This is a genomic window from Schumannella sp. GW821-FHT10F01 (assembly GCF_058809295.1).
Window position 1 is genome coordinate 56651 of record NZ_JBXASM010000013.1, and the last position, 21452, is coordinate 78102.

Below are 21452 nucleotides of genomic sequence, written 5' to 3' on the forward strand. Positions count from 1 at the left end.
AAGGCTTCGTCATGCAGGTTGAGCGACGCCGTCGTCGCATCGAAGGATCGGAACGTGCAACCCGAACCCGACGAGATCGCCGCATGGATGGTCGACCGCATCCACGCGATGGGGCGTCGCAGCCGGGAGGAGCTCCTGGCCGACGTCGTCGAGGAGTTCGGGCCCCGGGAGCGCCTCGATCGCGAGCTCATGAACGCGTTCCGGCTCGAGCATCGCGGCACGGTGCGGTGGATGCCGAACGGCGCGATGTGGGTCTCCACGCTGCGGGAGGGGCAGTCTCTGCCGGTGCGAGGATCCCGCCGATCGGCGTTCTCGTGAGGTGCGCGATGAAGATCCGTTCATGTTCGACATCACGCCCGGATGGGGGCGTGCGCGCGCGATGACCTCGCCGGGAAGCCGTCCGACGCCGGGAGGCCGTACGACGCCGGGACGCCGTTCGACGCAGGGCGCGCCTGCGGCCGTCTGGGTCGAGCAACCGGGGGCCACCTGGACCGCGCGCACACCCGACGACGCGATCGTGCAGGTCGAGCGCCGCCGCGGTCAGTACGTGGCGATCGACCGCTCGGGACACGTGGTCGGGGTGCACGCCACGCTCGGCGCGGCGCAGCGCGCGGCACTCCCCCGCCGACAGCCCGCCGGACCCCGGCACGAGCGGATGCGGACCGGCGGCACCGCGCTGCTCATCGTCATCACGGCGCTGGTCGGCGCCGCGGCCGCCGCGGTCGCCGCCGCCGGCCTGCTCGAGCTCGGCGGCTAGGTCGCCGGACGGCGCGTCCCCCGATCTGGGGACGCCCGTGCCCCGCACATGAAGGCTTCTTCACCGTGCAGCACTTCCCGGAAGCCGAGCGGCACTCCATGCTGGTCGTACGACGCCTGAGGCGATCGAGATCAGGGGGACGGCAGTGACGAGGACCGGACGAGCATTCGGGTTGCTCGGTGCTGGAATCGTCGTCACCGCCGCTCTGGTTACCTCTGGGGCCCTCGTGGCCGGTGCGCTCGAGCTGGGGGACAGCTCGGGCCGCGCTACCCAGCTGCCGGGGGTCGGGACGAGTCCGTCCTCGACCCCCGGCTCGGGCATCCGGTTCTCGGCCGGGTCCGCGCGTCCCGTCGCCGTCCCGGCACCGGTCGCGGCCGACGACACCAGCGGGCAGACCACGTCGCCGACCCCGTCGCCGACCGCCGCGGACGACCCGACCTCGACGCCCGCCCCGTCCGCCACGCCCACGGCTCCGGTCACGCCGACCGGGTCGCCGACACCCACCGCGTCGCCGACTCCCGCCACGGGCACCGGCCAGACCGGCAACAACGGCGTCGGCCAGGGCGCCGGCGGGGGCCAGACCGGCAACAACGGCGTCGGCCAGGGAGTGGGCGGGGGCCAGACCGGCAACAACGGCAATCACACGGGCGCCGGCAACGGCAACTCCGGCAAGGGCTCCAGCGGCAGCTCCGGCAAGGGCGGCTCCGGCACGTCGAGCTCGTCGAGCGGCAGTGCGAGCTCCTCGAACGGCAACTCCGGCAAGGGCGGCTCCGGCACGTCGAACGGGAAGTCCGGGAAGTCCGGCGGCTCAGACGACCAGGGCGACGACGACTGACCGCTAGTCCGTGAGCCGGTAGCCCGCCCCGCGGACCGTCACGATCCGCTCGGCGCCCACCTTCTTGCGCAGGGCCCTGACGTAGGCGTCGACGATGTTCGACCCGGGGTCGAAGTCCATGCCCCACACCCGGCTGAGCAGCTGCTCGCGGCTGAGCACGCGGTCGGGGTGCAGCAGGAACTGCTCGAGCAGCGCGAACTCGCGACCGGACAGGTCGACGACGGCGCCGTCGATCCGGGCACGCCGGCTGCGCAGGTCGAGCTCGATGCCGGCGGCGGCCATCGTCATCCGCTCCACGTCGACCGTGCCCGCGGGCTTCCGGAGTCGCGCGCGCACGCGCACCAGCAGCTCGTCGAAGCGGAAGGGCTTGGTGAGGTAGTCGTCGGCACCGCCCTCGAATCCCGCGACGGTGTCCGTGACGGAGTCGCGCGCGGTCAGCATCACGATCGGGATGTCGCTGCCCGTGCCCCGCACGGCCCGCAGCACCTCGAAGCCGTCGAGCACCGGCAGGCCGATGTCGAGGATCAGCAGCTCGAAGCCGCCCGCCGCGACGGCATCGACGGCGGACTGCCCGTCGCCCACCGTGTCGACCCGGTAGCCGGCCGCGGTCAGACCCTTCGCCACGAATGCCGCGATGCGGTCTTCGTCATCGGCGATGAGGATGCGAGGCACGCGCCGTCACCGCCCTCGGCTCGATTCTCGGGATCTCGATGATGGCGCGGGTCCCCCCGCCGGGCCGGGCCCGCAGCCTGGCCGACCCGTCATGCGACTCGGAGATCGCGGCGACGATCGCGAGCCCCAGTCCCGACCCGGCGACCTCCGCACCGCGGCCGGCTCGCTCGAAGCGGTTGAACACCCGCCCGTGCAGATCGCCGGGCACCCCGGTGCCCTCGTCGTCGACCCACAGCTGCACGCTGGCGGCGTCGCCCGTGCTGCCGATCGTGATCGTCGAGCCGGCCGGCGAGTACTTGACGGCGTTCTGGGCCAGCTGCAGCCAGGCCTGCTCCAGCCGGCGCGGGTCCCCGGTCACGAGCCCGAGGTCCGGTGGGCTGCCGGTCCAGACGTGCCGCGGCGAGAGCGCCTGCGCCTTCATCAGCACCGAGCGCGTCAGCTCCGACACCCGGATCTCGCGGCGCTGGAGGAATCCCGGCACGTCGGACCTGGCCAGCATGGTGAGGTCCTCGATGAGCAGGGTCATCCGATCGAGCTCGTCGACGGCGAGGGTGCGCACCTCGCGAACCTCCCTGCCGTCGTCCGGGTCCATGAGCTCGAGGTGGCCGCGAACGATGGTGACCGGGGTGCGCAGCTCGTGGCCCACGTCGTCCGCGAGCTGCCGCTGCGCGGCGAACGCGTTCTGCAGCCGGTCGAGCATGCGGTTCACGGTGCGGCCGAGCTCGCTCACATCGTCGCGGCCGCGCACCTCCACCCGGTCGCCGAGGTCGCGATCGGATGCCGTCTCGGCGATCTCGCGGAGGCGGCGGATCGGGCCGAGCAGCCGCCCGGCGACGAACCAGCCGATCACGCCGATGGCGGCGAGCGCGATGAGCGCCACGACGACGTAGCTCATCGCCGCGTCGCCGAGCTGCGCGAGCTCGGCGTCGATGTCGGTGCCGGTGACGTAGATGCCCGTCGTGGGGTCGCCCGGCACTGCGACGGGCACGATGCGGTAGAGGATGTGGCGGCCGCCCACCGTGGCCGAGCCCCGCACGACGACATCGCTGCGGGTCTCCGCCTGCACGCGGGCCACGAAAGCCGGATCGGTGTCGAGCCGGAACGGCAGCGGTGTGCCGGGGATGAGCACGCCGGCGTCGGCGGTGGCGGCGAAGACGGCCGTGTTCGGGCCGGTCTGGAGCTGCTGCAGCGCGGTGGTCAGCAGCGCCGGCACGGTGGCCGGTGCTCCCCCGCGCTTGCCGGCCGCGATCTCGGCCACGACGGCGACATCCGCGACCTGCGCCTGCTCGATGCCCTCGACGGTCCGGTCGCGCTGGACGACGTAGGCGATGGCGCCCGCCGCGCCGAGGCCGGCCGCGGCGACGAGCAGCACGGCGAGCAGGATGCGCACGCGCACCGACAGCCGGGGCAGGCGAGGCATGCTGATGTGACCGCTCCCTCCGTGCATCCCGACAGTATGCGTGGTCGTCGAGTGGGCCGGAACGCCCAGCACTGGGGGCACGGCCCCGGATCCCAGCCGGCGAGGCCTCCCGGCGGGCCGATGAGACTTCTCACATCCGCCGACCGGATCGCCACACCCCTCGCCCGCAGGGAGCCGGTCACCTCTACCGTGGAGACGAGGAGGCCGGATGTCCGACACCGCGGGTGTCACCCACCCCGACGAGCCGCACGGCGGCGGCGTGAACGGCCGCCTGAACTGGTTGCGGGCGGGCGTGCTCGGCGCTGACGACGGCATCGTCTCCGTCGCCGCGATCGTCGTCGGCGTGGCGGGTGCCACCGCGGCCATCGCCCCGATCATCACGGCCGGGCTCGCGGCGCTCGTCGGCGGCGCCATCTCGATGGCGCTCGGCGAGTACGTGTCCGTGTCCAGCCAGCGTGACAGCGAGCGCGCGCTGATCGCGAAGGAGGAGCGCGAGCTGCGCGAGCAGCCCGAGGAGGAGTTCGAGGAGCTCGTCGAGCTCTATCGGCGAAAAGGCCTCACCGACGAGACGGCCCGACGGGTGGCGGCCGAGCTGACCGACCACGACGTGCTCAGCGCGCACCTGGAGGTGGAGCTCGGCATCGATGCGGAGGACCTCGTGTCGCCGTGGCATGCGGCCGGCGCGTCCGCCCTCGCGTTCACGGTCGGCGGGATCCTGCCGCTCGCGGCCGTCTTCCTTCCGGAGGCGATCCGGGTGCCGGCCGTCTTCGTCGTGGTGCTCGTGGCCCTCGCGGTCACGGGCGCCCTCGGGGCGCGGCTCGGCGGCAGCCCGCCGCTGCGCGCGACCCTGCGCGTGGTGGTCGGCGGGGCGGCCGCGCTGGCCGCGACGTTCCTCATCGGCTCCCTGCTCGGCTCGACCGGGGTCGTCTAGGTGGAGCGCATCCTCGTGGTCGACGACGACCCGACCATGGCCGAGGTCGTGAGCCGCGCACTCGCCGACGACGGCTACGAGACCGTCGTCTGCACGGACGGGATCCAGGCACTCGTCGCGGCCACGACCTCGCACTTCGACGCCGCGGCCATCGACGTGATGCTGCCGCAGATGACCGGCTTCGAGCTCTGCCGGCAGCTGCGGGCCCGCGAGCTGACCATCCCGATCCTGCTGCTCACCGCGCGCGACTCCGTCGACGACCGCGTCCGCGGCCTCGATGCCGGCGCCGACGACTACCTCACCAAGCCGTTCGCCCTGCCGGAGTTCTCCGCACGCATCCGCGCGCTGCTGCGGCGGCAGTCGTCGCAGCCGAAGACGCGGCTCGCGCTCGGCAACCTCGGCGTCGACCTCGCGGCCAACCGGGTGGAGGTGGACGGGTCGCCGGTGATGCTCACCATCCGGGAGCAGGGGCTGCTGCGGGCGCTCCTCGGCCGGAGCCCTGACGTCGTGAGCCGCATCGAGCTGCTCGACGAGGTGTGGGGCACGCTCCACATCGACCAGAACATCGTCGACCAGTACGTCAGGTACGTCAGGAGGAAGCTCGACGCGGCCGGGTCGACCGCGGTCATCGAGACGGTGCGCGGCCAGGGCTACCGGTTCGTCGAGGCGGGCGCGTGAGGCGCCTGCGGATCCGCACCCGGCTGGTGCTCGGCACCTCCGCGGTCGCGGCGATCGTGCTCGGCATCGCGCTGGTCGTCGCGCGGGTGGAGATCGCCCAGCTGCTCGCGAGCAGCGCCGTGTCGCTGGCGGAGACCGACCTCGCGTCGTTCGCCGTCGACCTGCAGCGCAACCCCGGCGAAGGACCGGACGAGGTCGCGAACGGGCTGCTCATCGTCATCCGCGACCCGGACGGGACCACCGTGCGGGATACGGCGCCGCACGACGTGCGCCTGGCGCTGCCCGAGACGGCGGACGGATCGAGCTTCACGCTCGACGACGACGAGGGCCGCTCCTACGTGATCGTGTCGCGGCTCGTGCCGACGAGCACAGGCACCTGGTCGATGTGGGCCGCGCGCGACGTGTCCACCAACCGGTCGGCGGTGTCGGGCATCGACACCGTGTTCGCGCTCATGGGGGCCGGGCTGCTGCTGCTCATGGTGGTGGCCTCGTTCCTGCTCGCCCGCGGCGCGCTGCGCCCCGTCGACGAGCTGCGCCGGCACGCCGAGCACCTCGGCGACGACGAGCTGCTGCCCGTCGACGACAACGGCGACGAGCTGGCGCGGCTCGCTGCGACCCTGAACGGCTCCGTGCAGCGCGCCCGCACGAGCGCGGCGCGGGAGCGGCAGATGGTCTCGGATGCCGCGCACGAGCTGCGCACGCCGCTCGCCGGTCTGGCCGCAGAGCTCGAGCTCACCCAGCGGCACCGCGACGACCCGGCGGCGCTCGAGCAGGGGCTCGAGTCGGCCCGCGCCTCAGCCGAGCGGCTGGGCGCCCTGGCGACGAACCTGCTCGAGCTCTCCCGCATCGACGACGGCGTCACCGGCGAGGCGATGGCGACCCCGCAGGAGGTGGGCGACGACATCCTGGCCGCGGTCGACCGTGCGCGCAGTCTCGTCGCGGCCGTCGAGGTGGAGATCGACGTCGACCTCCGCCTCCACGACGCCGTCGCGCGCTACCGCGTCGATCCACTCGCCCTGTCGCGCGTCGCCGACAACCTGCTCGGCAACGCCATCCGGGCGGTGGAGGGGGCGGGCACCATCACCGTGACGGTCGACGACGCCGGGTCGCACGTGCTGGTGCGCGTCGACGACGACGGCCCCGGTGCGCCCGATGACTTCCTGCCGCTGGCGTTCGAGCGCTTCGCGAGACCCGACGTGTCCCGGCGCCAGCCGGGCAGCGGTCTCGGGCTCTCGCTCGTGCACGCGGTCGCCGTCGCCGCGGGTGGCACCGCGCACGTCGAGAACCGGCATCCGGGGTTCCGCGCCGAGGTGCGGCTCCCGAAGATGTGAGCCTTCTCGTCTGCGGAGGCGGTTCATGTGAGCCTTCTCGTGCGGCGGAGCCTCCGCTCATAGCGGAGGCATAGCCGGCGTCCCGACACTGAGGGTCCACCCAGTGGAAGGACCCGCAGATGACCACCCTGTCGAACGGCGCGACGGCGACGCAGCCGTACCCGACGGTCCCGTCGGCGCGCGCCCGCCGTCACCGCCGGCGCATGGCCAGGGCCGACCTGCTGACGGCGACGGCGTGGGGCAGCTCGGCGCTGGCCGTCGCGCTGTACCTCGCCGGCGGGGTGGCGATCGCCGGCGCCGGCGACGCGCTCACCGCGGCGGGGATCGTCGCCGGGCTCATCGGCACGAACCTCGTGCTGATCATGCTGGTGCTGGCGGCCCGCATCCCGCTGATCGACCGCACGATCGGCCACGACCGCGCCATGGGCGTGCATCGGCAGCTCGGCAAGCCGGCCTTCCTGCTGCTGATCGCCCACGGCGCCCTTCTCACGCTCGGGTACGCCTGGACCGACCGCGTGACCGTGGTCGCGGAGACCGTGAACCTGTTCTCGTCACCGGACATGCCGCTCGCCTACCTGTCGATCGGCCTGTTCGCGGCCGTGGTCGTCACGTCGCTCGTCGCCGTGCGGCGCAGGTTCCGCTACGAGATCTGGCACGTCATCCACCTGCTCTCCTATGCCGCCGTGCTCACGGCGCTCCCGCATCAGCTCAGCACCGGCAGCGTGCTCGCTGAGGGCACCTGGCAGCGCGTCTACTGGATCGCCCTGTACGTGCTCGCGCTCGGGTCGATCGCGGCGTTCCGCTTCGCGGAGCCCGTGATCCAGTCGCTCCGCCACCGGATCGTGGTGGCCGGCGTCGAGCGGATCGCCCCGGACGCCGTCTCGATCCACCTGCGAGGCCGCGACCTCGCCCGACTGCGGGCCGAGGGCGGCCAGTTCTTCTCCTGGCGGTTCTGGACCGGGCGCACGTGGTGGCACGCTCACCCGATCTCGCTGTCCGCCGCCCCGGGCGACACGAGCGCGCGCATCACGGTCCGCGAGCTCGGCGAAGGCACCCGGCGGCTCGCTCGCGAGCTGCGCCCCGGCACGCCGGTGTCGTTCGAGGGGCCTTACGGCATCTTCACCGACTCGGCCCGCGGGCGCGACCGGGTCGCGGTCGTCGCGGCCGGCATCGGCGCCACGCCGGCGAGGGCCCTGCTCGAACGTCTCGACGCGGCACCCGGCATGGTCACCGTGATGGTGCGCGCCTCCGATCCCGACTCGCTCTACCTGTGGCGTGAGGTCAAGGACATCTGCACCGCTCGCGGCTGGGATGCCTGGACGTCCCTCGGCGCGCGGGGCGAGGGCGAGCACGGCTGGCTCGCCGCGGCGGATACCGCCCGCGGCGTGACGACCGATGCGGTCTTCCCGCACCTCGACCGCTCGGAGCTCTACATCTGCGGCCCGGACCTCTGGGCCGACGCCGTGGAGTCTGCGGCGCGGCGCCGCGGCCTCAGCACCCCCCACATCCACCGAGAGAGGTTCGACCTATGAGCGTTCGAGGCACCCTGGGCGGGCTCGTCGCCGCGACCGCCGTGCTCGCCATCGGCTGGCAGGCCGGCGCTGCCGCCGGTGCGCACACCACCACGTCGGCGACCGGCTCCGCCGGGTCGACGGGGTCCGGCACGGCAGGCTCGTCGTCGTCCGGCACGGCAGGCTCGTCGTCGTCCGGCACGGCAGGCTCGTCGTCGTCCGGCACGACCTCGTCGGGGTACGTGGACGGCACCTACACCGGCAGCACGGAGGGCACCCGCTTCGGCGACGTGCAGGTCTCGGTCACGATCGCCGGGGGTCGGATCACCGACGTCACCGCGCTGCAGCTCACCGACCGCGAGCAGCGGTCCGTGCAGATCAGCAACCGGGCCGCGCCCATCCTGAAGTCCGAGGTGCTCCAGGCGCAGTCCGCCCAGGTCGATCTCGTGTCCGGAGCCACCTACACCAGCGACGGCTACCTCGCCTCGGTGCAGTCCGCGCTCGATCAGGCGTCCTGATGCCGACGAGCACGTTCCCGACGATGGGCACGGTGGTGTCCATCCGCAGCGGCGTCGCGGTCGACCGCGACGCGCTCGACGGCGTGGCGGCGGTGTTCGCGCACGCCGACCGCGTCTTCAGCCGCTATCGGCCCGACAGCGAGCTCTCGCGCATCGCCGACGGGCGGCTCCGTCTCGCCGAGAGCAGCGACGAGGTGCGCGACGCGTACGCCGAGTCGCTCAGCTGGCGGTCCCGCACCGGCGGGGTGTTCACACCCCACCGGCCCGACGGCACCGTCGACCTGTCCGGCATCGTGAAGGCCATCGCCATCCGCGACGGCGGGGCGGTGCTCGAACGGGCCATGCGCGGGTCGTGGTCGCTGAACTGCGGCGGCGACGCCCTCGTGCACCGGTCGGACGACGATCCGCCGGCGATCGCCGGCATCGCCGACCCCGACCGCAGCGGCACGCTGCTCACCTCGCTGACCGTGCCCCGTCGCCGGCGCGGCATCGCGACGTCCGGGGTGTCGGAGCGCGGCGAGCACGTCTGGGGACCGCGATCCGATCTCGCGCAGGTGACGGTGCTCGCCGACGACATCGTCACCGCGGATGTGCTCGCCACCGCGATCCTCGCCGGGGGCGCGGAGACCTGCGACCTCGTGACGCCCGCGCTCGACGTGGACGTGCTCGCCGTGCGGCGCGACGGCGAGCTGATCGCCACGCCCGGCATCCGGATCGCGGAGGCGGCCGAGCGTGCGGGGATCAGGCGGTCACGAGCGGAGCCAGCGCGGCGCCGAGCGCCGCGACGACACCCGGCACGTGGCCGTTGAGCGGGGCGTTGACGATCACGCCGTCCACGCCGGCGCCGAGCACGTCCGTGCGGATGCGGTCGGCGATCTGATCGGCGGTGCCGATGATCGCCTGCGCACGCCGGTCCTCCGGCACCTTCGCGAGCATGGCATCCGCCTCGGCCTGGTTCTCGACCAGCCCGACGCTGGTGAGGTAGCTCGTCTTCAGCGTCGCGGGGTCGCGGTCGATCTCCTCGCAGCGCTGGCGCAGCACCTCCACCTTGTGCGGCAGGTCGGCCAGTGCGGAGATGACGTTCATGTGGTCGGCGAAGCGCGCGGCGAGACGGAACGTCTTCCGCTCCCCCTGCCCGCCGAGCATGATCGGGATGCTCTCGCGGAAACGGGGCACGTTCATGGCGCCGTGCACGCGGTACCACCGGCCGACGAACTCGGGACGCTCGTCGCGCAGCATCGGATGGATGATCTGCAGCGCCTCGTCGAGCTTCTCGAAGCGCTCGGTGAAGGTGTCGAAGTCGAACCCGAGCTGCTCGTGCTCGAGCTCGAACCACCCGGCGCCGAGGCCGAGGATCGCACGGCCGTGGCTGATCACGTCGAGCGTCGAGACGGTCTTCGCGAGCAGCGACGGGTTGCGATAGGTGTTGCCGGTCACGAGCGTGGAGAGCTGCACGGTGCTCGTCGACGCGGCGAGCGCGGCCAGGGTCGAGTACGCCTCCAGCATGGGCTGGTCGGGACTCCCGATGCCGGGCAGCTGATAGAAGTGGTCCATCACCAGGACGGTGTCGAACCCGCTCGACTCGGCCTCGCGCGCCTGGGCGACGACCGTGTCGAACAGCGTCTCCACGCCGCCGGGGTAGCTGAAGTTGGGGATCTGGTAGCCGAGCGAGATGGTCACCGTGCCGACGCTACGCCTGCTGCGCGACGACGGCTGGAGCAGGCAGGCGACCCGGCTCAGTCGCGCAGCTCGAACGCGGCAATCGGCATCGCGATGCGCCGGTCGCCGCCCGGCCCGACCTCGACCAGCACGATCCGTCGCAGCACCAGGCGGTCGCCGTCGTGCACCCGCCCCAGGGCCGTCGCGGTGACGTGGGCCCGGTAGCCGTCGCCGTCGAACGCGGGCGTGATCGGCGCCGCGTGTGCCTCCGATCGCAGCCGCGCGTTCACCACATCGTGGGCGGCACGCACGTCGGGCGCCGGCACCAGGTTGACGAGGATCGAGCCGTCTGCACCGAAGCGGGCCTCCTCGCCCGCCACCGTGACGACCGTCCTGATCTCCGCGGCGGCGGCACCGACCGCGGCGACCACCACCTCGACTGGGGCATCGGAGTGCACGTTCGGCTGGATCGTGACGTGCAGCGGCCACGCGGCTCGATCGACCGGCACGCCGACCTCGATCCGCCCGATCGGCATGAGCACCGTGAACTCCCCCATCCGGAGATCCTCGCATCCAGGTGGACGCCGAATCGCGAGCAGCCGTCCTCGCCCCCGTGGTGGTCGGCGGTGCCTCGGCTCAGCCGTCCAGCATCCCCAGGTGGCGCATGCTCTCGACGGTGTCGACGATCGTCTGCTCGACGGGACGGTAGCTGAGCCCCAGCTCGCGCTTCGCGCGCTCGTTGTGGCTGATGAGCGGCGGCAGCCGCACCGGGTCGCCCGCACCGGCCTCCGCGCGCGGCGCCCGGACGGCGAGGTCCCCGAAACGTTCGCGCAGGGTGTCCGCCACGGCGAGGAACGTCGTCGTGGGCCCATCGGCCAGCACCAGATAGCGGCCCGAGGCTCCTGCCGTGGGATCGTGACGTTGTGCTTGATCGCCGTGGTCGTGTTGATGGTCTGGAAGCCCTAGGAGCAGTCGAGGGAGTGGCTCGCGGTTGGGCCGGACACGCCGGGCGACGTTGACGCCGCCGCACGAGTCTCGGCACACTCGAACACATGTTCGATACTCAGCGAAGCGCGATGCCGGGGCCGGCCGCTGTCGCCGAGGACACCGACCTCACCCTGTGGCTCGCCAACAGCTTGCCCGTGAGGGCTGTCTGGCTCAACCGGCGCTGGCGAGTCGTTGACGAGCCGACCCGACTCGGGAATACCGGAACGGACTGGGGCGCCCTCCTGACACATCCGCCGACCGAGTGGACCGGATGGCGGTTCTGCGCCAAGGCCGACGACAACGGCGAGACCCGCGTGTTCGATGTCGTCGACCTTGGCGAGGGGCGTTGGCGGCTGCTTCACGCCTGGTCGTAGTGGCCGACTGGTCGCCGTCACAGAACGCCTACCCCGTCCGGTGGGAATGTCGTAATGGGCGGTTCGCGTCCGCGTACGGCTTCATCGACCGGGTGGTCTCCACAGATGGTCGCCGCGTTACCTTCGTCGTCACGACGGCATCGGGGCAAACGATCGGCACATACGACAGCGGCGACTCCGCCGCGATGGCCGCATGGATGACACACCTCGGGCGCAGCGCATCCGCCGGGCAACCAGCGGCACCACCACCGAGCGACAAACCCCGACACAGATCGGCAAGTGAGGTCGACTGATGCGCCCGACTCGGGCGAGAGACCTGCGGAGGGCCCGTCGTTCGGGTGGACTAGCCCTCCGCAGACAGCCCGCGGGATCACGATCGCGAGCTACGACGGCAACCCCCGATACGCGAGAGCAGCGTCGCGCTGACCGTGGCTCGCAAGTCCCGTATGCGTGGCCGGGCGTGCAATGGCGTTGACGGCCAATCAGCTCAGCACCCGCGCCCCGGATCACCTGGGTCCGCTCAGGCCTGGCTGCCGGGGTCTGTGTAGCGCTCGCGGCGAAGGTCGCCGAACTAGGTCGTGTTTCGTGCGCCGATGAGACAGCGCAACGAGGATCGCTGCCTACCGCTCAAGCTGCTGATGGGTCACCGCGATCGTGAGTTCGTCGACATTGGGGAGCGCGTGCGCGGCGGAGTGTTCGGCGTCGTGCGCGACTCGTAGCGCGTCGACGAGCGAGTCGCGGTCGACCACGATCTCAGCGGCGCCCTGGAGGCGGTGTCCGACCCATCGCAGGCGGAGTCGGTCGATGGCGACGACGCCCGGGGTGTCGGCGATCGCTCGTTCGGCGCGGTCGTAGAGCTCGGGTTCGATGCCGTCCATGAGTCGGCGGCCGATGCTGCGGACGGTGCCGATCAGCAGCACGAAGATCGCGGCAGAGATGAGGAGGCCGACGATCGGATCCGCGAGCGGGAACCCGAGCAGCACGCCGATCGCCCCCAGTACGACGGCGAGCGAGGTGAATCCATCGGTGCGGGCGTGGACGCCGTCGGCCACCAGCGCGGCGGACCCGATCCGTCGTCCGACGCGGATGCGGTAGACGGCGACGGCCTCGTTGCCGGCGAAGCCGATGACACCCGCGGCGATCAGCCAGCCCAGCTGATGCACGGGCTGCGGGTGCAGCAGGCGCTCGATCGACTGCCAGGCCGCGACGACGGCTGAGAGTGCGACGACGACCACGATGAACAGGCCCGCAAGGTCCTCGGCGCGCCCGTAGCCGTAGGTGTACCGCTTCGATGCCGCCCGCCGACCGATGATGAACGCGATCCAGAGCGGCACAGCGGTGAGGGCGTCCGAGAAGTTGTGAACGGTGTCGGCCAGCAACGCCACCGAGCCGCTGATCACCACGACCGCGGCTTGCAGCACCGTGGTCACCAGCAGCACGACGAGGCTGACCTTCAGCGCGCGGACGCCTTCGGCGCTCGCCTCCATCGCATCGTCGATCGAGTCCGCCGCGTCGTGGGTGTGCGGCACGAACAGCCCGTACAGCGCTCCGTGGACGCCAGACGGATGCGAATGCGCGTGGTCGTGGTCGTGGTCGTGGGGATGCGGGTGGTCGTGCGGCATCAGTCGACGTCCGACCGCGGGTGGTGGTGCCGCGGGGTTGCGTCGAGGGAGTGCTCGGCCTGGAAGACCGCGTCCGTCACCAGCTGCGCGGCGTGCTCGTTCGCCAGCCGGTAGAACACGCGAGTGCCGTCCTGCCGGGTCGCCACCAGCCGCGCGAGACGCATCTTGGCGAGATGCTGCGACACGGCCGCCGGGCTCTTGTCCACGAGCTCCGCTAGACGGTTCACCGGCAGCTCCCCGTCGCGCAGTGCCTGGATGATCCGGACTCGAGTCGCATCGGCGAGCATCGAGAACACCTCGACCGCGAGCTCGACGTACTGGCTGTCGGGCTCGCGACCGCATACCTGCTTACCTGCATCCATGCGCAGATAGTAACACTCGGCCCTCACTGGGCCCTGCGTGGAACGGACGCGCTCGCTTCGTCATGCCTCTGAGCGGTCGAGGTCGAGTCGTTCGGCGCGGGCCGCTCGCCACACGGCCCGGGCCGCGTCCGCGTTGAGGAAGCCGATCACGAGACCGACGACGATGTCGGGCCACCCCGACCCGGTGGCGAGCGTGACCAGTGCCGCGAGCAGGATGCCGATGTTTGCCAACGAGTCGTTGCGCGCAGAGAGCCACGCGGCTCGCGCCAATGAGCCGGGATGGCGCCGGTGCCGGGCAAGCAGGGCGGCGCACACCAGGTTCACGACCAGGGCACCGAGCGCAGCGAACGACAGGGGTCCGAACGACGGCGGCGCCGGATGGAGGATCTTGGCCACGGCCGTCCACAGCGTCGCCACCGCCGGCACCAGGATGACGAGCGCCAGCACGCCGCCCACCCGCCCGCGAGCGCGCGCCGACCAGGCGACCGCGAAGAAGATCAGCAGGTTCACGCTCGCGTCTTCCAGGAAGTCGACACTGTCCGCGAACAGCGACACGGACCCGATGACGCGGGCCACCACGAACTCCACACCGAAGTAGGCGAGGTTGAGGATGCCGACCAGCAGGACCACCCGGCGCAGCGCACGATCCTCCGGTGTCACTCGTGTGACCCTAGGCCCCAAAGCCTCGGCCGGCACGGCAGACCGATCGCGTCCACGCCCGCGGTCGGTCTGAGTCCACGGCCGTCGCGTCACTGGCGGCTCAGCCCTGGTGAACCCGGCGTCGCTGCCGAGAGGCGCGGAGGTTGACGTAGTTGGCGCACCGCGCGGTGTGGAAGCGGCCGGAGAGGTTGCGGGAGCGGTCGAAGAAGGCGACGCTGCACGACTCCAGCGCGCACAGCTTCATCCGGGCCCAGTCGCCGCGCTCGGGAGGCCTGATGTCGGACTCGCCGGAGAGCGCAACCACGCGAACGAGCCGCCGCGGCAAGACCCGCGATCAGCTTTCGACGCATGCTCACCATCCCTCGTGAATGGAGTCACGCTCGTTGTTCTCGCTGTGCCCTGCTATCCCCCGTTGGGGGTGCCGTGGTCGCGAGCGAGGAACGTGACCACCACAAGACCATCCTCGGGCAGGTCACAAGGCGGAACCCGACCCCCGTTGTCGTCCGAGTCAGCCGACGTGTAGGGGGTGACATCGGCCTGGATCGAATCGTCGTCGTTCAGGTACGTGCGTCGCTCAGACGTAAGACCTTCATTGATCTTGAAGCCCTTGTTCTCGAAGCGATTCACGAGGTCGTAGGCCGTCGAAGCGTCCTCCACCCCAACGATCAGCTGGTAGGGATCAGGGCTCAGCGGGGACTCGTTGATCTCTTTCGTACACAAGACCGTGCCCACGCTCCCGACATCGACTCGATCCGCAGCGGCTTGCACCCGTTGCGATGCGCTCGACCTCGAACAACCGGCGAGCGCCAACACTGTTACCGCGCCGACGGCGAGGACTCGAAGCTGTCGACTCACCCTGCCCCTTCACCGGTCCGCGAGCCCACCTCACAAACCGGGCACTCGGAACCTATCAGGCACCGCTCCGATCGCATCAGTGAGAGCCCGTGACCACGCATGCCCGGCCGTGGCCGTCACGGCCCATCGTCGACCAGGCTTCGGGTGCTTGAACGTCTCCACCGAGCGGATCGCGTTGATTTCGGCTTCAGTGCGCCCCTCCCTGCTACCGCGGAGAAAATGACTCCTTTCCCCGCGAGGGAGTACCACCGTCACCCCCGACGACTCACTCCGAATCCGGTGGCACCGGCGCGCGACCTGTACGCGCGCTCCACCCGGTGCCCATCCTGAGCCGCTGAGGCTGGGGAAGAGTTCCCGGCTCGATCATCGTTCGGGTCGCGTTCAGGTCGAGCCTAGGAGCCTCGAGACGACACCTGTAGAAACTAGCCGTGCCTGGTCCGGTCGCGGCTTGGCCGTCATGACGCACGGTAGAGAGACCAAAGCTCGAATCGAGCCCATGCGCTCCCGGGCGATCGAACCGCGCTGGTCCGATCAGCGTAGGTTCCGCCGCATGTTGAAAGTGTGGGGCGAAAGTGAGAGGTCAGGACCGCTCAGTGCCCGAACTTCCCAGTATTTGGTGGACCCAGGGGGATTCGAACCCCCGACCTTCTCATTGCGAACGAGACGCGCTACCAACTGCGCCATGGGCCCGGACAGCCTGAAAAGCGTATCACCCGGGCGGGAGTGCTCCGAACCGACGGCGGCCGCGCCGGCGCGGCGCACCGACCGCACGGCGTCCGACCGGCCCGACCGCTCATACCGTGACACGGACCGTGTGATACCCGGTCGCACCATCGGGGAGCACGCCGGCGATGCGCCTCGTCTGCACCTCGCCGTCGGCGCCGATCGCCCGCACGGCCAGGGTGTGCGGGCCCGTGGACGCGGGTACCCGCAGCCGCCACTGCACCCAGGTGTCGGCGGAGATGGGGGCGGAGAGCTCGGCCGTGCGCCAGTCGTCGTCGTCGAGGCGCACCTCGACCCCGGCCACGCCCACGTGCTGATGCCAGGCGACGCCGGCCGCCAGGAGCCCGTCGCCGTCGGGGCGCGCGACGTCGATGCGCGACTGGAGCTTGATCGGTCCGCGCTCGCCCCAGCCCTGCCGCGTCCAGTAGGCCTGGGCGCGGTCGTACCGGGTCACCTCGAGCTTCACGACCCACTTGGTGGCCGAGACGTACCCGTACAGGCCCGGCACGACCATCCGCACCGGGAAGCCGTGCTCGACGGGGAGCGGCTCGCCGTTCATCCCCACCGCGAGGATCGCGTCGCGGTTCACGTCCTGCAGCGCCTCGATCGGCGTGCCCGCCGTGAAGCCGTCCTCGCTCGTCGAGAGCACCATGTCCGCCGACGACGACACACCGGCCCGGTCGAGCAGGTGCCGGATCGGGTAGCCGAGCCAGCGCGCCGTGCCGACCAGGTCGCCGCCGACCTCGTTCGAGACGCAGGTGAGCGTCGTGTAGCTCTCCTCGAGCGGCAGCCGCAGCAGCTCGTCCCAGGTCAGCGTCACGTCGCGGTCGACCATGCCCGTCACGACGATCCGCCAGTCGGCCGGATCGATCTGCGGCACCCGCAGGGCGGTGTCGATCCGGTAGAACTCCGCGTTCGGAGTCACGATCGGCGCCAGTCCCCGGATGCCCAGGTCGGCACCGGTCGGGAGGTCGGGCGCCGCGGTCTTCGGGGCGGGGAGCCGGAGCGCCTTCCGGGCCGCCTCGACGGTGCGGGTCCCGGTCTCGGCGGCGAGCGCGGCCAGCGTGGCGACGAGACCGGCGGCGGCCAGCGCACCGGTCCGGATCAGGAACCCGCGGCGGGTGGTGCCGCCGATCGGCGATCCGTCGGCCGAGGCGATCGGAAGCTGCCGGGGCAGGTACCGCACCCCGGCGGCGCCGACGACCGCGGCCGCGATCGCCGGCGTCGCGTCGATCGCCGACGCGGAGGATCGGGAGATCGTCGCGATCACGCCCACGGCGCCGAGCAGGGCGATGATGAGCGCGCCGATCGGCGGCCGGCGCTGCTCGAGCACGCCGGCGACCGCCGACACGACCGCGAGCACGACGGCGACGGCGATGAGGAGCGCCGGCTTGTCCGCGGTGCCGAGCAGCTGGATGACGAGGTGCTTCGCCCACCCGGGCGCGAGATCGAGCAGCGCCGACGCCACCGTCACGAGCGGCGACGCGGCCGGTGCCACGAGCGCGGCGACCAGCTGCGCGACGCCGAGTCCGGCTGCCACCGCGACGACGCCCGCGGCAGCCGCCGCCCAGCGGCGAGCGCGCATCGAGGTCACCGCCGAATGCTACGTCCGCACGCCGGACGCCGCCGGTGAGACGCCGATCCCGCCGGTCAGGTCAGTCGCTCGACCGGCTGACGGACGATCGTCCGCAGCCGCTCGGGGGCGGTCCGCCGACGGTCGCCGAGGTAGATCTCGTGGTGGCGGCCCGTCATCCGCAGCCCGCGCTCGGGGATCTCGACGTCGTGCATCCGCTCGAGCACCGGGCCCTCGTCGTCGAACGCGCCGACGTGCAGGGTCTGGATGCTGAGCCCTTCGTCGAGGTCGGCGAGCCGCACGCGATCGAGTGCCACCGGACCGCCGTCCTTCGCGCGGACGCGATCGACCGCCGCGCCGAACTCGTCCGGCCCGATCCAGTCGGGCACCACGAGCAGCATCGTCCAGCTCCAGCGCGTCTTGTCGCGGTCGACGGTGAACGTCGACGGGTCGTCCGCCCACCACAGCCCCTCGAGCGGCATGACCGTGAAGTCCCGTCCGGCCGCCCTGCTCGCGGACTTGAGGCGGAAGGCGAGCGGATACAGCGCGCCGACCGCCTCGCCGAATCGCGACGACGTGTTCGGATCGCCCGCGCCGTCGACCTGCAGCGAGCGGAGCCGGGGCACCTCGAGCACGTCGAAACGCCCGCGGCGAGCGCGGTAGGCGTCGAGCCGTTTCAGGTCGAGCGCGTCGGTCGGAGCCGCCATGACGCGAGTATCGCGCACGGCCTCACATTCCGGCGGGCCGCGACGACTACTTGAATGTGAGCGTGAGAACCCCCTTCGAGCAGGTCGTGCAGCAGCACGGCGCCGCGGTGCTCCGCGTGTGCCGCGCGGTCGTCGGCCCCGACGAGGCCGACGACGCGTGGAGCGAGACGTTCCTGTCCGCGCTGCGCGGCTGGCCCGACCTGCCCGCGGACGCGAACGTCGAGGCCTGGCTGGTGACCATCGCGCACCGCCGGGCCGTCGATGTCGTGCGTGCGCGGGCGCGGCGTCCGCTGCCCGTCGACGAGCTGCCGGAGCCGGCGGCGGATCGACGCGGTGCGGCCGCCGGAATCGATCCGGATGCGCGCTCCGACCTCACCGCTGCCGTCGCCGCGCTGCCCGACCGGCAGCGTCACGCGGTCGCCTATCACCACCTCATGGGGCTGCCCCACGCCGAGGTGGCCGCCGTGCTGGGCGTCTCCCCCGACGCCGCGCGCAAGGCGGCCTCCGACGGCGTTGCCGCGCTCCGCCGAGCTCTGAAGGAGCAGTCATGACCGCCGACACCGCCGACCTGTTCGCCGACCCCGCGCCGACCGGGGCGCTCTCGGCCGAGCTCGCCGCCCTGCACGCCCGCCTCGAGCACGCGGCCGCGGAGGACGACCTCTTGGATGTCGCCTACCGCACCGTCGACAGCCCGCTCGGCTCGCTGCTCGTCGCCGCGACCGAGGCCGGCGTCGTCCGCGTCGCGTATGCACTCGAGGGCCACGACGCCGTGCTCGACTCGCTCGCGACGCGGATCAGCCCGCGCGTGCTGCGCTCCCCCGCGCGGCTCGACCCGGCCGCGCGCGAGCTCGACGAGTACTTCGCGGGGCGCCGCACCGCGTTCGACCTGCCCGTCGACCTGCGGCTCGCGTCCGGATTCCGCCGCGCGGTGCTCGAGCACCTGCGCGGCATCCGCTACGGCGCGACCGAGAGCTACACGCAGGTCGCGGAGGCCGCCGGCAGCCCGCGGGCGGTGCGCGCCGCCGGCTCGGCGTGCGCGACGAACCCGCTGCCGATCCTGGTGCCGTGCCACCGGGTCGTCCGCACCGACGGCACGATCGGCCAGTACCTCGGCGGCACCGCCGCGAAGGTCGCGCTGCTCGAGCTCGAGGGCGCGCGCTAGAGGGCGGGCGACGCCCGGGAGTAGGCTCCCGGGCACCCCGACCCGAGGAGCGCCCATGGCCGAGTCCACCGCCCCCGCGGCGTCCGACGCGGCGGGCAAGGGCCTGGCGACCGGCCAGCTCGGCCTCCTCGGCTCCACGATCATGGGGCTGGCCTCGACGGCCCCGGTCTACTCGCTCGTCGCGACCCTCGGCTTCGTGATCACGGCGGTGGGCCTGCAGACGCCGATCGCGTTCATCCTCGCCTTCATCCCGATGTTCTTCATCGCCTTCGCCTACCGCGAGCTGAACCGGGCGGTGCCCGACTGCGGCACCACCTTCACCTGGGCCACGAAGGCGTTCGGCCCGTGGGTCGGGTGGATGGGCGGCTGGGGTGTCGCGGTCGCCGGCATCATCGTGCTGGCGAACCTCGGTCAGGTGGCCGGCATCTACTTCTGGCTGCTCATCGGGCAGACGGCGTTGAGCGAGAACATCGTCGTCACCACCGCGACCGGCGTCGTGTTCATCGCCGCCATGGTCTACGTGAGCTACCGCGGCGTCGAGATCGGCGAGCGCCTGCAGAACGTGCTCCTCGGCATCCAGTACCTCGCGCTCGCGCTGTTCGTCATCCTCGCGCTCGCCTCCGCGTTCGGCGCGACGCCGCCCGCCGGTTCGACGCTCCCGACGATCGACTGGTTCGATCCGCTCGGCTTCCGGTCGTTCGACGGCTTCACGGAGGCGATCCTGCTCGCCCTGTTCATCTACTGGGGCTGGGACACCTGCCTGGCGCTGAACGAGGAGACGAAGGACCCGAAGACGATCCCCGGCCGCGCGGCGCTGCTGTCGACGCTGATCCTCATGGTCACGTACGTGGCGGTCGCGATCGCGGCGATCGCCTACGCCGGACTGGACCGGCTCGCGGACCAGGACGACGTCTTCCTCGTCGTGAAAAACGCGCTCTTCGGGCCCTGGGCCTGGCTGCTCGTGCTGTCGGTGCTCATCTCGGCGGTGTCGTCGACGCAGACGACGATCCTGCCGACCGCGCGCGGCACGCTCTCGATGGCGGTCTACCGGGCGCTGCCCGAGCGCTTCGGACGGGTGCACCCGAAGTTCAAGACCCCGGGTTTCTCGACCCTGATCATGGGCGGCGTCTCGATCGTCTACTACGTGGGCATGACCCTGGTGAGCGAGAACTTCCTCGCCGACTCGATCTACTCCCTGGGCCTCGCGATCGCCTTCTACTACGGCATCACGGGCTACGCCTGCGTGTGGTTCTTCCGCCGCGAGCTGTTCGCGAGCGCGCGGAACGTCGTGTTCAAGTTCCTGTTCCCGCTGCTCGGCGCCCTGCTGCTCACCGCCGCGTTCATCAAGAGCGCGATCGACATGACGGATCCGGACTACGGCGAGACGGTGCTGTTCGGCATCGGCGGGGTGTTCGTGATCGGCGTCGGCTCGCTGCTGCTCGGGGTCGTGCTCATGGTGCTCTGGGCGCTCGCGCCGGGGTCGCGGCCGTTCTTCCGCGGCGAGTCGCTCAACGAGCAGACCGAGGTGCTCGTGCCCGACGAGGAGATCGAGTACGGCCGCTCCATCGACGGCGGCCGCGTCTGAGCGCAGGCGTGACGCGCCGGACGGCGGGGCGGACCGCGCGGCGGCTCAGCGCGGCGTGAGCTCGAAGATCCGCAGCTCGCGCCGGGCCGTGCGCTCGTACCCGCGGTAGCCGGGCCAGTTGTCCTCGAGCTCGCGCCAGACCGCCTCCCGGCGCTCATCGGGCACGAGCGCGGCGCGCACGGGGATGCGGCGGCGCGCGATCGTGATCGCCGCCTCCGGATGCGCGAGCAGGTTCGCCGTCCACGCCGGATGCCGCTCCCGCGCGAAGTTGCTGCCGGTCACGTACCAGCCGGCCCGGGTCGGGCAGCACATGAGCTTCGCGTCGCGCGGCTCGCCGGTCTTCGCGCCGATCGTGTGCAGCTCGAGCGAGGGCACGATGAGCCCGCTCGAGATCACCCGGCCGCCGGTGAGCGCGGTGAGCAGCCGCTCGAAGGGCGGCATCACGGTCGGCCCGATGCGCCGGAACAGCCGCGTGCGCGAGAACCACGCGAGGGCGGGGCGGAGCGAGCGCGGCAGCACGCCTCCATCCT

At 71.9% G+C, this 21452-nt stretch carries 26 protein-coding genes and 1 tRNA gene; 13 read left to right on the forward strand and 14 right to left on the reverse strand.

Annotation, left to right across the window (positions count from 1 at the left end; translation table 11 throughout):
* Nucleotides 1–54: 54 nt before the first annotated feature.
* From AC1RSJ_RS14145 to AC1RSJ_RS14155, 3 genes are all read left to right on the forward strand, one after another.
* A complete protein-coding gene (locus tag AC1RSJ_RS14145; protein ID WP_493119071.1) occupies nucleotides 55–318 on the forward strand; it encodes a DUF6953 family protein in 264 nt (87 codons plus the stop codon).
* Between the two features lie 22 nt (nucleotides 319–340).
* Nucleotides 341–757 (forward strand): hypothetical protein, encoded by a 417-nt coding sequence (locus AC1RSJ_RS14150; protein ID WP_493119072.1) that lies wholly within the window; start codon nucleotides 341–343, stop codon nucleotides 755–757.
* 226 nt (nucleotides 758–983) lie between these two features.
* Entirely contained in the window at nucleotides 984–1592 is a 609-nt protein-coding gene (locus AC1RSJ_RS14155; RefSeq protein ID WP_493119073.1) for a hypothetical protein, read from the forward strand.
* A 3-nt stretch (nucleotides 1593–1595) separates the two neighbouring features.
* Here the strand turns inward: AC1RSJ_RS14155 and AC1RSJ_RS14160 are convergent, their stop codons facing one another.
* On the reverse strand, nucleotides 1596–2264 hold the full coding sequence (locus AC1RSJ_RS14160) for a response regulator transcription factor (protein ID WP_493119074.1): 669 nt from the start codon (nucleotides 2262–2264) through the stop codon (nucleotides 1596–1598).
* The gene (locus AC1RSJ_RS14165) at nucleotides 2239–3684 is read right to left on the reverse strand and encodes a sensor histidine kinase (RefSeq protein WP_493119075.1); all 1446 of its coding nucleotides are present in this window, start codon (nucleotides 3682–3684) and stop codon (nucleotides 2239–2241) included. The genes AC1RSJ_RS14160 and AC1RSJ_RS14165 overlap by 26 nt, the downstream gene beginning before the upstream one ends.
* Nucleotides 3685–3892: 208 nt before the next feature.
* Between AC1RSJ_RS14165 and AC1RSJ_RS14170 the strand changes: the two genes are divergently transcribed.
* The 6 genes from AC1RSJ_RS14170 (at nucleotide 3893) to AC1RSJ_RS14195 (ending at nucleotide 9462) form a co-directional block, all read left to right on the forward strand.
* Nucleotides 3893–4615, forward strand: a complete 723-nt coding sequence (locus tag AC1RSJ_RS14170; RefSeq protein WP_493119077.1) for a VIT1/CCC1 transporter family protein — start codon at nucleotides 3893–3895, stop codon at nucleotides 4613–4615.
* The gene (locus tag AC1RSJ_RS14175) at nucleotides 4616–5293 is read left to right on the forward strand and encodes a response regulator transcription factor (RefSeq protein ID WP_493119078.1); all 678 of its coding nucleotides are present in this window, start codon (nucleotides 4616–4618) and stop codon (nucleotides 5291–5293) included.
* Nucleotides 5290–6624, forward strand: a complete 1335-nt coding sequence (locus AC1RSJ_RS14180; RefSeq protein ID WP_493119079.1) for a sensor histidine kinase — start codon at nucleotides 5290–5292, stop codon at nucleotides 6622–6624. Before AC1RSJ_RS14175 ends, AC1RSJ_RS14180 begins: the two co-directional genes overlap by 4 nt.
* A 119-nt stretch (nucleotides 6625–6743) precedes the next feature.
* Complete coding sequence (locus AC1RSJ_RS14185) at nucleotides 6744–8156, forward strand: ferredoxin reductase family protein (protein WP_493119080.1); 1413 nt, start codon at nucleotides 6744–6746, stop codon at nucleotides 8154–8156.
* A complete protein-coding gene (locus AC1RSJ_RS14190) occupies nucleotides 8153–8653 on the forward strand; it encodes an FMN-binding protein (protein WP_493119081.1) in 501 nt (166 codons plus the stop codon). Before AC1RSJ_RS14185 ends, AC1RSJ_RS14190 begins: the two co-directional genes overlap by 4 nt.
* Nucleotides 8653–9462 carry an FAD:protein FMN transferase gene (locus AC1RSJ_RS14195; protein ID WP_493119082.1) on the forward strand — a complete coding sequence of 270 codons (810 nt, stop codon included), beginning with the start codon at nucleotides 8653–8655 and terminating at the stop codon, nucleotides 9460–9462. The genes AC1RSJ_RS14190 and AC1RSJ_RS14195 overlap by 1 nt, the downstream gene beginning before the upstream one ends.
* On the opposite strand, the gene AC1RSJ_RS14200 is transcribed toward AC1RSJ_RS14195, so the two are convergent.
* The 3 genes from AC1RSJ_RS14200 to AC1RSJ_RS14210 all read right to left on the reverse strand — a co-directional run bounded on the left by AC1RSJ_RS14200 (nucleotide 9395) and on the right by AC1RSJ_RS14210 (nucleotide 11194).
* Complete coding sequence (locus tag AC1RSJ_RS14200; RefSeq protein ID WP_493119083.1) at nucleotides 9395–10333, reverse strand: LLM class F420-dependent oxidoreductase; 939 nt, start codon at nucleotides 10331–10333, stop codon at nucleotides 9395–9397. The genes AC1RSJ_RS14195 and AC1RSJ_RS14200 overlap by 68 nt on opposite strands.
* A gap of 56 nt (nucleotides 10334–10389) precedes the next feature.
* A complete protein-coding gene (locus AC1RSJ_RS14205) occupies nucleotides 10390–10869 on the reverse strand; it encodes a hypothetical protein (protein ID WP_493119084.1) in 480 nt (159 codons plus the stop codon).
* A gap of 79 nt (nucleotides 10870–10948) precedes the next feature.
* Entirely contained in the window at nucleotides 10949–11194 is a 246-nt protein-coding gene (locus AC1RSJ_RS14210; protein ID WP_493119085.1) for a hypothetical protein, read from the reverse strand.
* A 170-nt stretch (nucleotides 11195–11364) separates the two neighbouring features.
* On the opposite strand from AC1RSJ_RS14210, the gene AC1RSJ_RS14215 reads away from it, so the two are divergent.
* Complete coding sequence (locus AC1RSJ_RS14215; RefSeq protein WP_493119086.1) at nucleotides 11365–11673, forward strand: hypothetical protein; 309 nt, start codon at nucleotides 11365–11367, stop codon at nucleotides 11671–11673.
* Nucleotides 11674–12293: 620 nt separating this feature from the next.
* On the opposite strand, the gene AC1RSJ_RS14220 is transcribed toward AC1RSJ_RS14215, so the two are convergent.
* The 8 genes from AC1RSJ_RS14220 to AC1RSJ_RS14255 form a co-directional block, all read right to left on the reverse strand.
* On the reverse strand, nucleotides 12294–13295 hold the full coding sequence (locus AC1RSJ_RS14220; RefSeq protein WP_493119087.1) for a cation diffusion facilitator family transporter: 1002 nt from the start codon (nucleotides 13293–13295) through the stop codon (nucleotides 12294–12296).
* A complete protein-coding gene (locus AC1RSJ_RS14225) occupies nucleotides 13295–13657 on the reverse strand; it encodes an ArsR/SmtB family transcription factor (protein ID WP_493119088.1) in 363 nt (120 codons plus the stop codon). Before AC1RSJ_RS14225 ends, AC1RSJ_RS14220 begins: the two co-directional genes overlap by 1 nt.
* 60 nt (nucleotides 13658–13717) lie before the next feature.
* Nucleotides 13718–14317 (reverse strand): cation diffusion facilitator family transporter, encoded by a 600-nt coding sequence (locus tag AC1RSJ_RS14230; protein ID WP_493119089.1) that lies wholly within the window; start codon nucleotides 14315–14317, stop codon nucleotides 13718–13720.
* Between the two features lie 100 nt (nucleotides 14318–14417).
* Nucleotides 14418–14621 (reverse strand): CGNR zinc finger domain-containing protein, encoded by a 204-nt coding sequence (locus AC1RSJ_RS14235; RefSeq protein ID WP_493119091.1) that lies wholly within the window; start codon nucleotides 14619–14621, stop codon nucleotides 14418–14420.
* A gap of 98 nt (nucleotides 14622–14719) precedes the next feature.
* Complete coding sequence (locus AC1RSJ_RS14240) at nucleotides 14720–15049, reverse strand: hypothetical protein (protein ID WP_493119092.1); 330 nt, start codon at nucleotides 15047–15049, stop codon at nucleotides 14720–14722.
* A 737-nt stretch (nucleotides 15050–15786) separates the two neighbouring features.
* Nucleotides 15787–15862 (reverse strand) — tRNA-Ala (locus AC1RSJ_RS14245).
* A gap of 103 nt (nucleotides 15863–15965) precedes the next feature.
* On the reverse strand, nucleotides 15966–17480 hold the full coding sequence (locus AC1RSJ_RS14250) for a molybdopterin-dependent oxidoreductase (RefSeq protein WP_493119104.1): 1515 nt from the start codon (nucleotides 17478–17480) through the stop codon (nucleotides 15966–15968).
* Nucleotides 17481–17545: 65 nt separating this feature from the next.
* On the reverse strand, nucleotides 17546–18175 hold the full coding sequence (locus AC1RSJ_RS14255; RefSeq protein ID WP_493119093.1) for a GyrI-like domain-containing protein: 630 nt from the start codon (nucleotides 18173–18175) through the stop codon (nucleotides 17546–17548).
* 62 nt (nucleotides 18176–18237) lie between these two features.
* Between AC1RSJ_RS14255 and AC1RSJ_RS14260 the strand changes: the two genes are divergently transcribed.
* From AC1RSJ_RS14260 to AC1RSJ_RS14270, 3 genes are read left to right on the forward strand one after another with little or no spacing between them, the layout of a single operon-like run.
* Nucleotides 18238–18726, forward strand: coding sequence for an RNA polymerase sigma factor (locus AC1RSJ_RS14260; protein WP_493119094.1), 489 nt, complete (start codon nucleotides 18238–18240; stop codon nucleotides 18724–18726).
* Nucleotides 18723–19337, forward strand: coding sequence for a methylated-DNA--[protein]-cysteine S-methyltransferase (locus AC1RSJ_RS14265; protein ID WP_493119095.1), 615 nt, complete (start codon nucleotides 18723–18725; stop codon nucleotides 19335–19337). The genes AC1RSJ_RS14260 and AC1RSJ_RS14265 overlap by 4 nt, the downstream gene beginning before the upstream one ends.
* Nucleotides 19338–19392: 55 nt before the next feature.
* Nucleotides 19393–20922 carry an APC family permease gene (locus AC1RSJ_RS14270; RefSeq protein ID WP_493119096.1) on the forward strand — a complete coding sequence of 510 codons (1530 nt, stop codon included), beginning with the start codon at nucleotides 19393–19395 and terminating at the stop codon, nucleotides 20920–20922.
* A gap of 45 nt (nucleotides 20923–20967) precedes the next feature.
* Here AC1RSJ_RS14270 and AC1RSJ_RS14275 read toward each other — a convergent pair whose 3' ends face one another.
* Nucleotides 20968–21441: a nitroreductase family deazaflavin-dependent oxidoreductase gene (locus AC1RSJ_RS14275; protein ID WP_493119097.1), complete on the reverse strand. Its 474-nt coding sequence runs from the start codon at nucleotides 21439–21441 to the stop codon at nucleotides 20968–20970.
* Between the last annotated feature and the right edge of the window lie 11 nt (nucleotides 21442–21452).

What these genes read in the sequence shown, in the direction of transcription:
- AC1RSJ_RS14185 (WP_493119080.1), top strand. Translation starts at nt 6,744, where the DNA reads ATGACCACCCTGTCGAACGGCGCGACGGCGACGCAGCCGTACCCGACG.
- AC1RSJ_RS14190 (WP_493119081.1), top strand. Translation starts at nt 8,153, where the DNA reads ATGAGCGTTCGAGGCACCCTGGGCGGGCTCGTCGCCGCGACCGCCGTG.
- AC1RSJ_RS14215 (WP_493119086.1), top strand. Translation starts at nt 11,365, where the DNA reads ATGTTCGATACTCAGCGAAGCGCGATGCCGGGGCCGGCCGCTGTCGCC.
- AC1RSJ_RS14270 (WP_493119096.1), top strand. Translation starts at nt 19,393, where the DNA reads ATGGCCGAGTCCACCGCCCCCGCGGCGTCCGACGCGGCGGGCAAGGGC.
- AC1RSJ_RS14165 (WP_493119075.1), bottom strand. Translation starts at nt 3,684, where the DNA reads ATGCCTCGCCTGCCCCGGCTGTCGGTGCGCGTGCGCATCCTGCTCGCC.
- AC1RSJ_RS14250 (WP_493119104.1), bottom strand. Translation starts at nt 17,480, where the DNA reads ATGCGCGCTCGCCGCTGGGCGGCGGCTGCCGCGGGCGTCGTCGCGGTG.
- AC1RSJ_RS14220 (WP_493119087.1), bottom strand. Translation starts at nt 13,295, where the DNA reads ATGCCGCACGACCACCCGCATCCCCACGACCACGACCACGACCACGCG.
- AC1RSJ_RS14170 (WP_493119077.1), top strand. Translation starts at nt 3,893, where the DNA reads ATGTCCGACACCGCGGGTGTCACCCACCCCGACGAGCCGCACGGCGGC.
- AC1RSJ_RS14195 (WP_493119082.1), top strand. Translation starts at nt 8,653, where the DNA reads ATGCCGACGAGCACGTTCCCGACGATGGGCACGGTGGTGTCCATCCGC.
- AC1RSJ_RS14150 (WP_493119072.1), top strand. Translation starts at nt 341, where the DNA reads ATGTTCGACATCACGCCCGGATGGGGGCGTGCGCGCGCGATGACCTCG.
- AC1RSJ_RS14225 (WP_493119088.1), bottom strand. Translation starts at nt 13,657, where the DNA reads ATGGATGCAGGTAAGCAGGTATGCGGTCGCGAGCCCGACAGCCAGTAC.
- AC1RSJ_RS14205 (WP_493119084.1), bottom strand. Translation starts at nt 10,869, where the DNA reads ATGGGGGAGTTCACGGTGCTCATGCCGATCGGGCGGATCGAGGTCGGC.
- AC1RSJ_RS14265 (WP_493119095.1), top strand. Translation starts at nt 18,723, where the DNA reads ATGACCGCCGACACCGCCGACCTGTTCGCCGACCCCGCGCCGACCGGG.
- AC1RSJ_RS14255 (WP_493119093.1), bottom strand. Translation starts at nt 18,175, where the DNA reads ATGGCGGCTCCGACCGACGCGCTCGACCTGAAACGGCTCGACGCCTAC.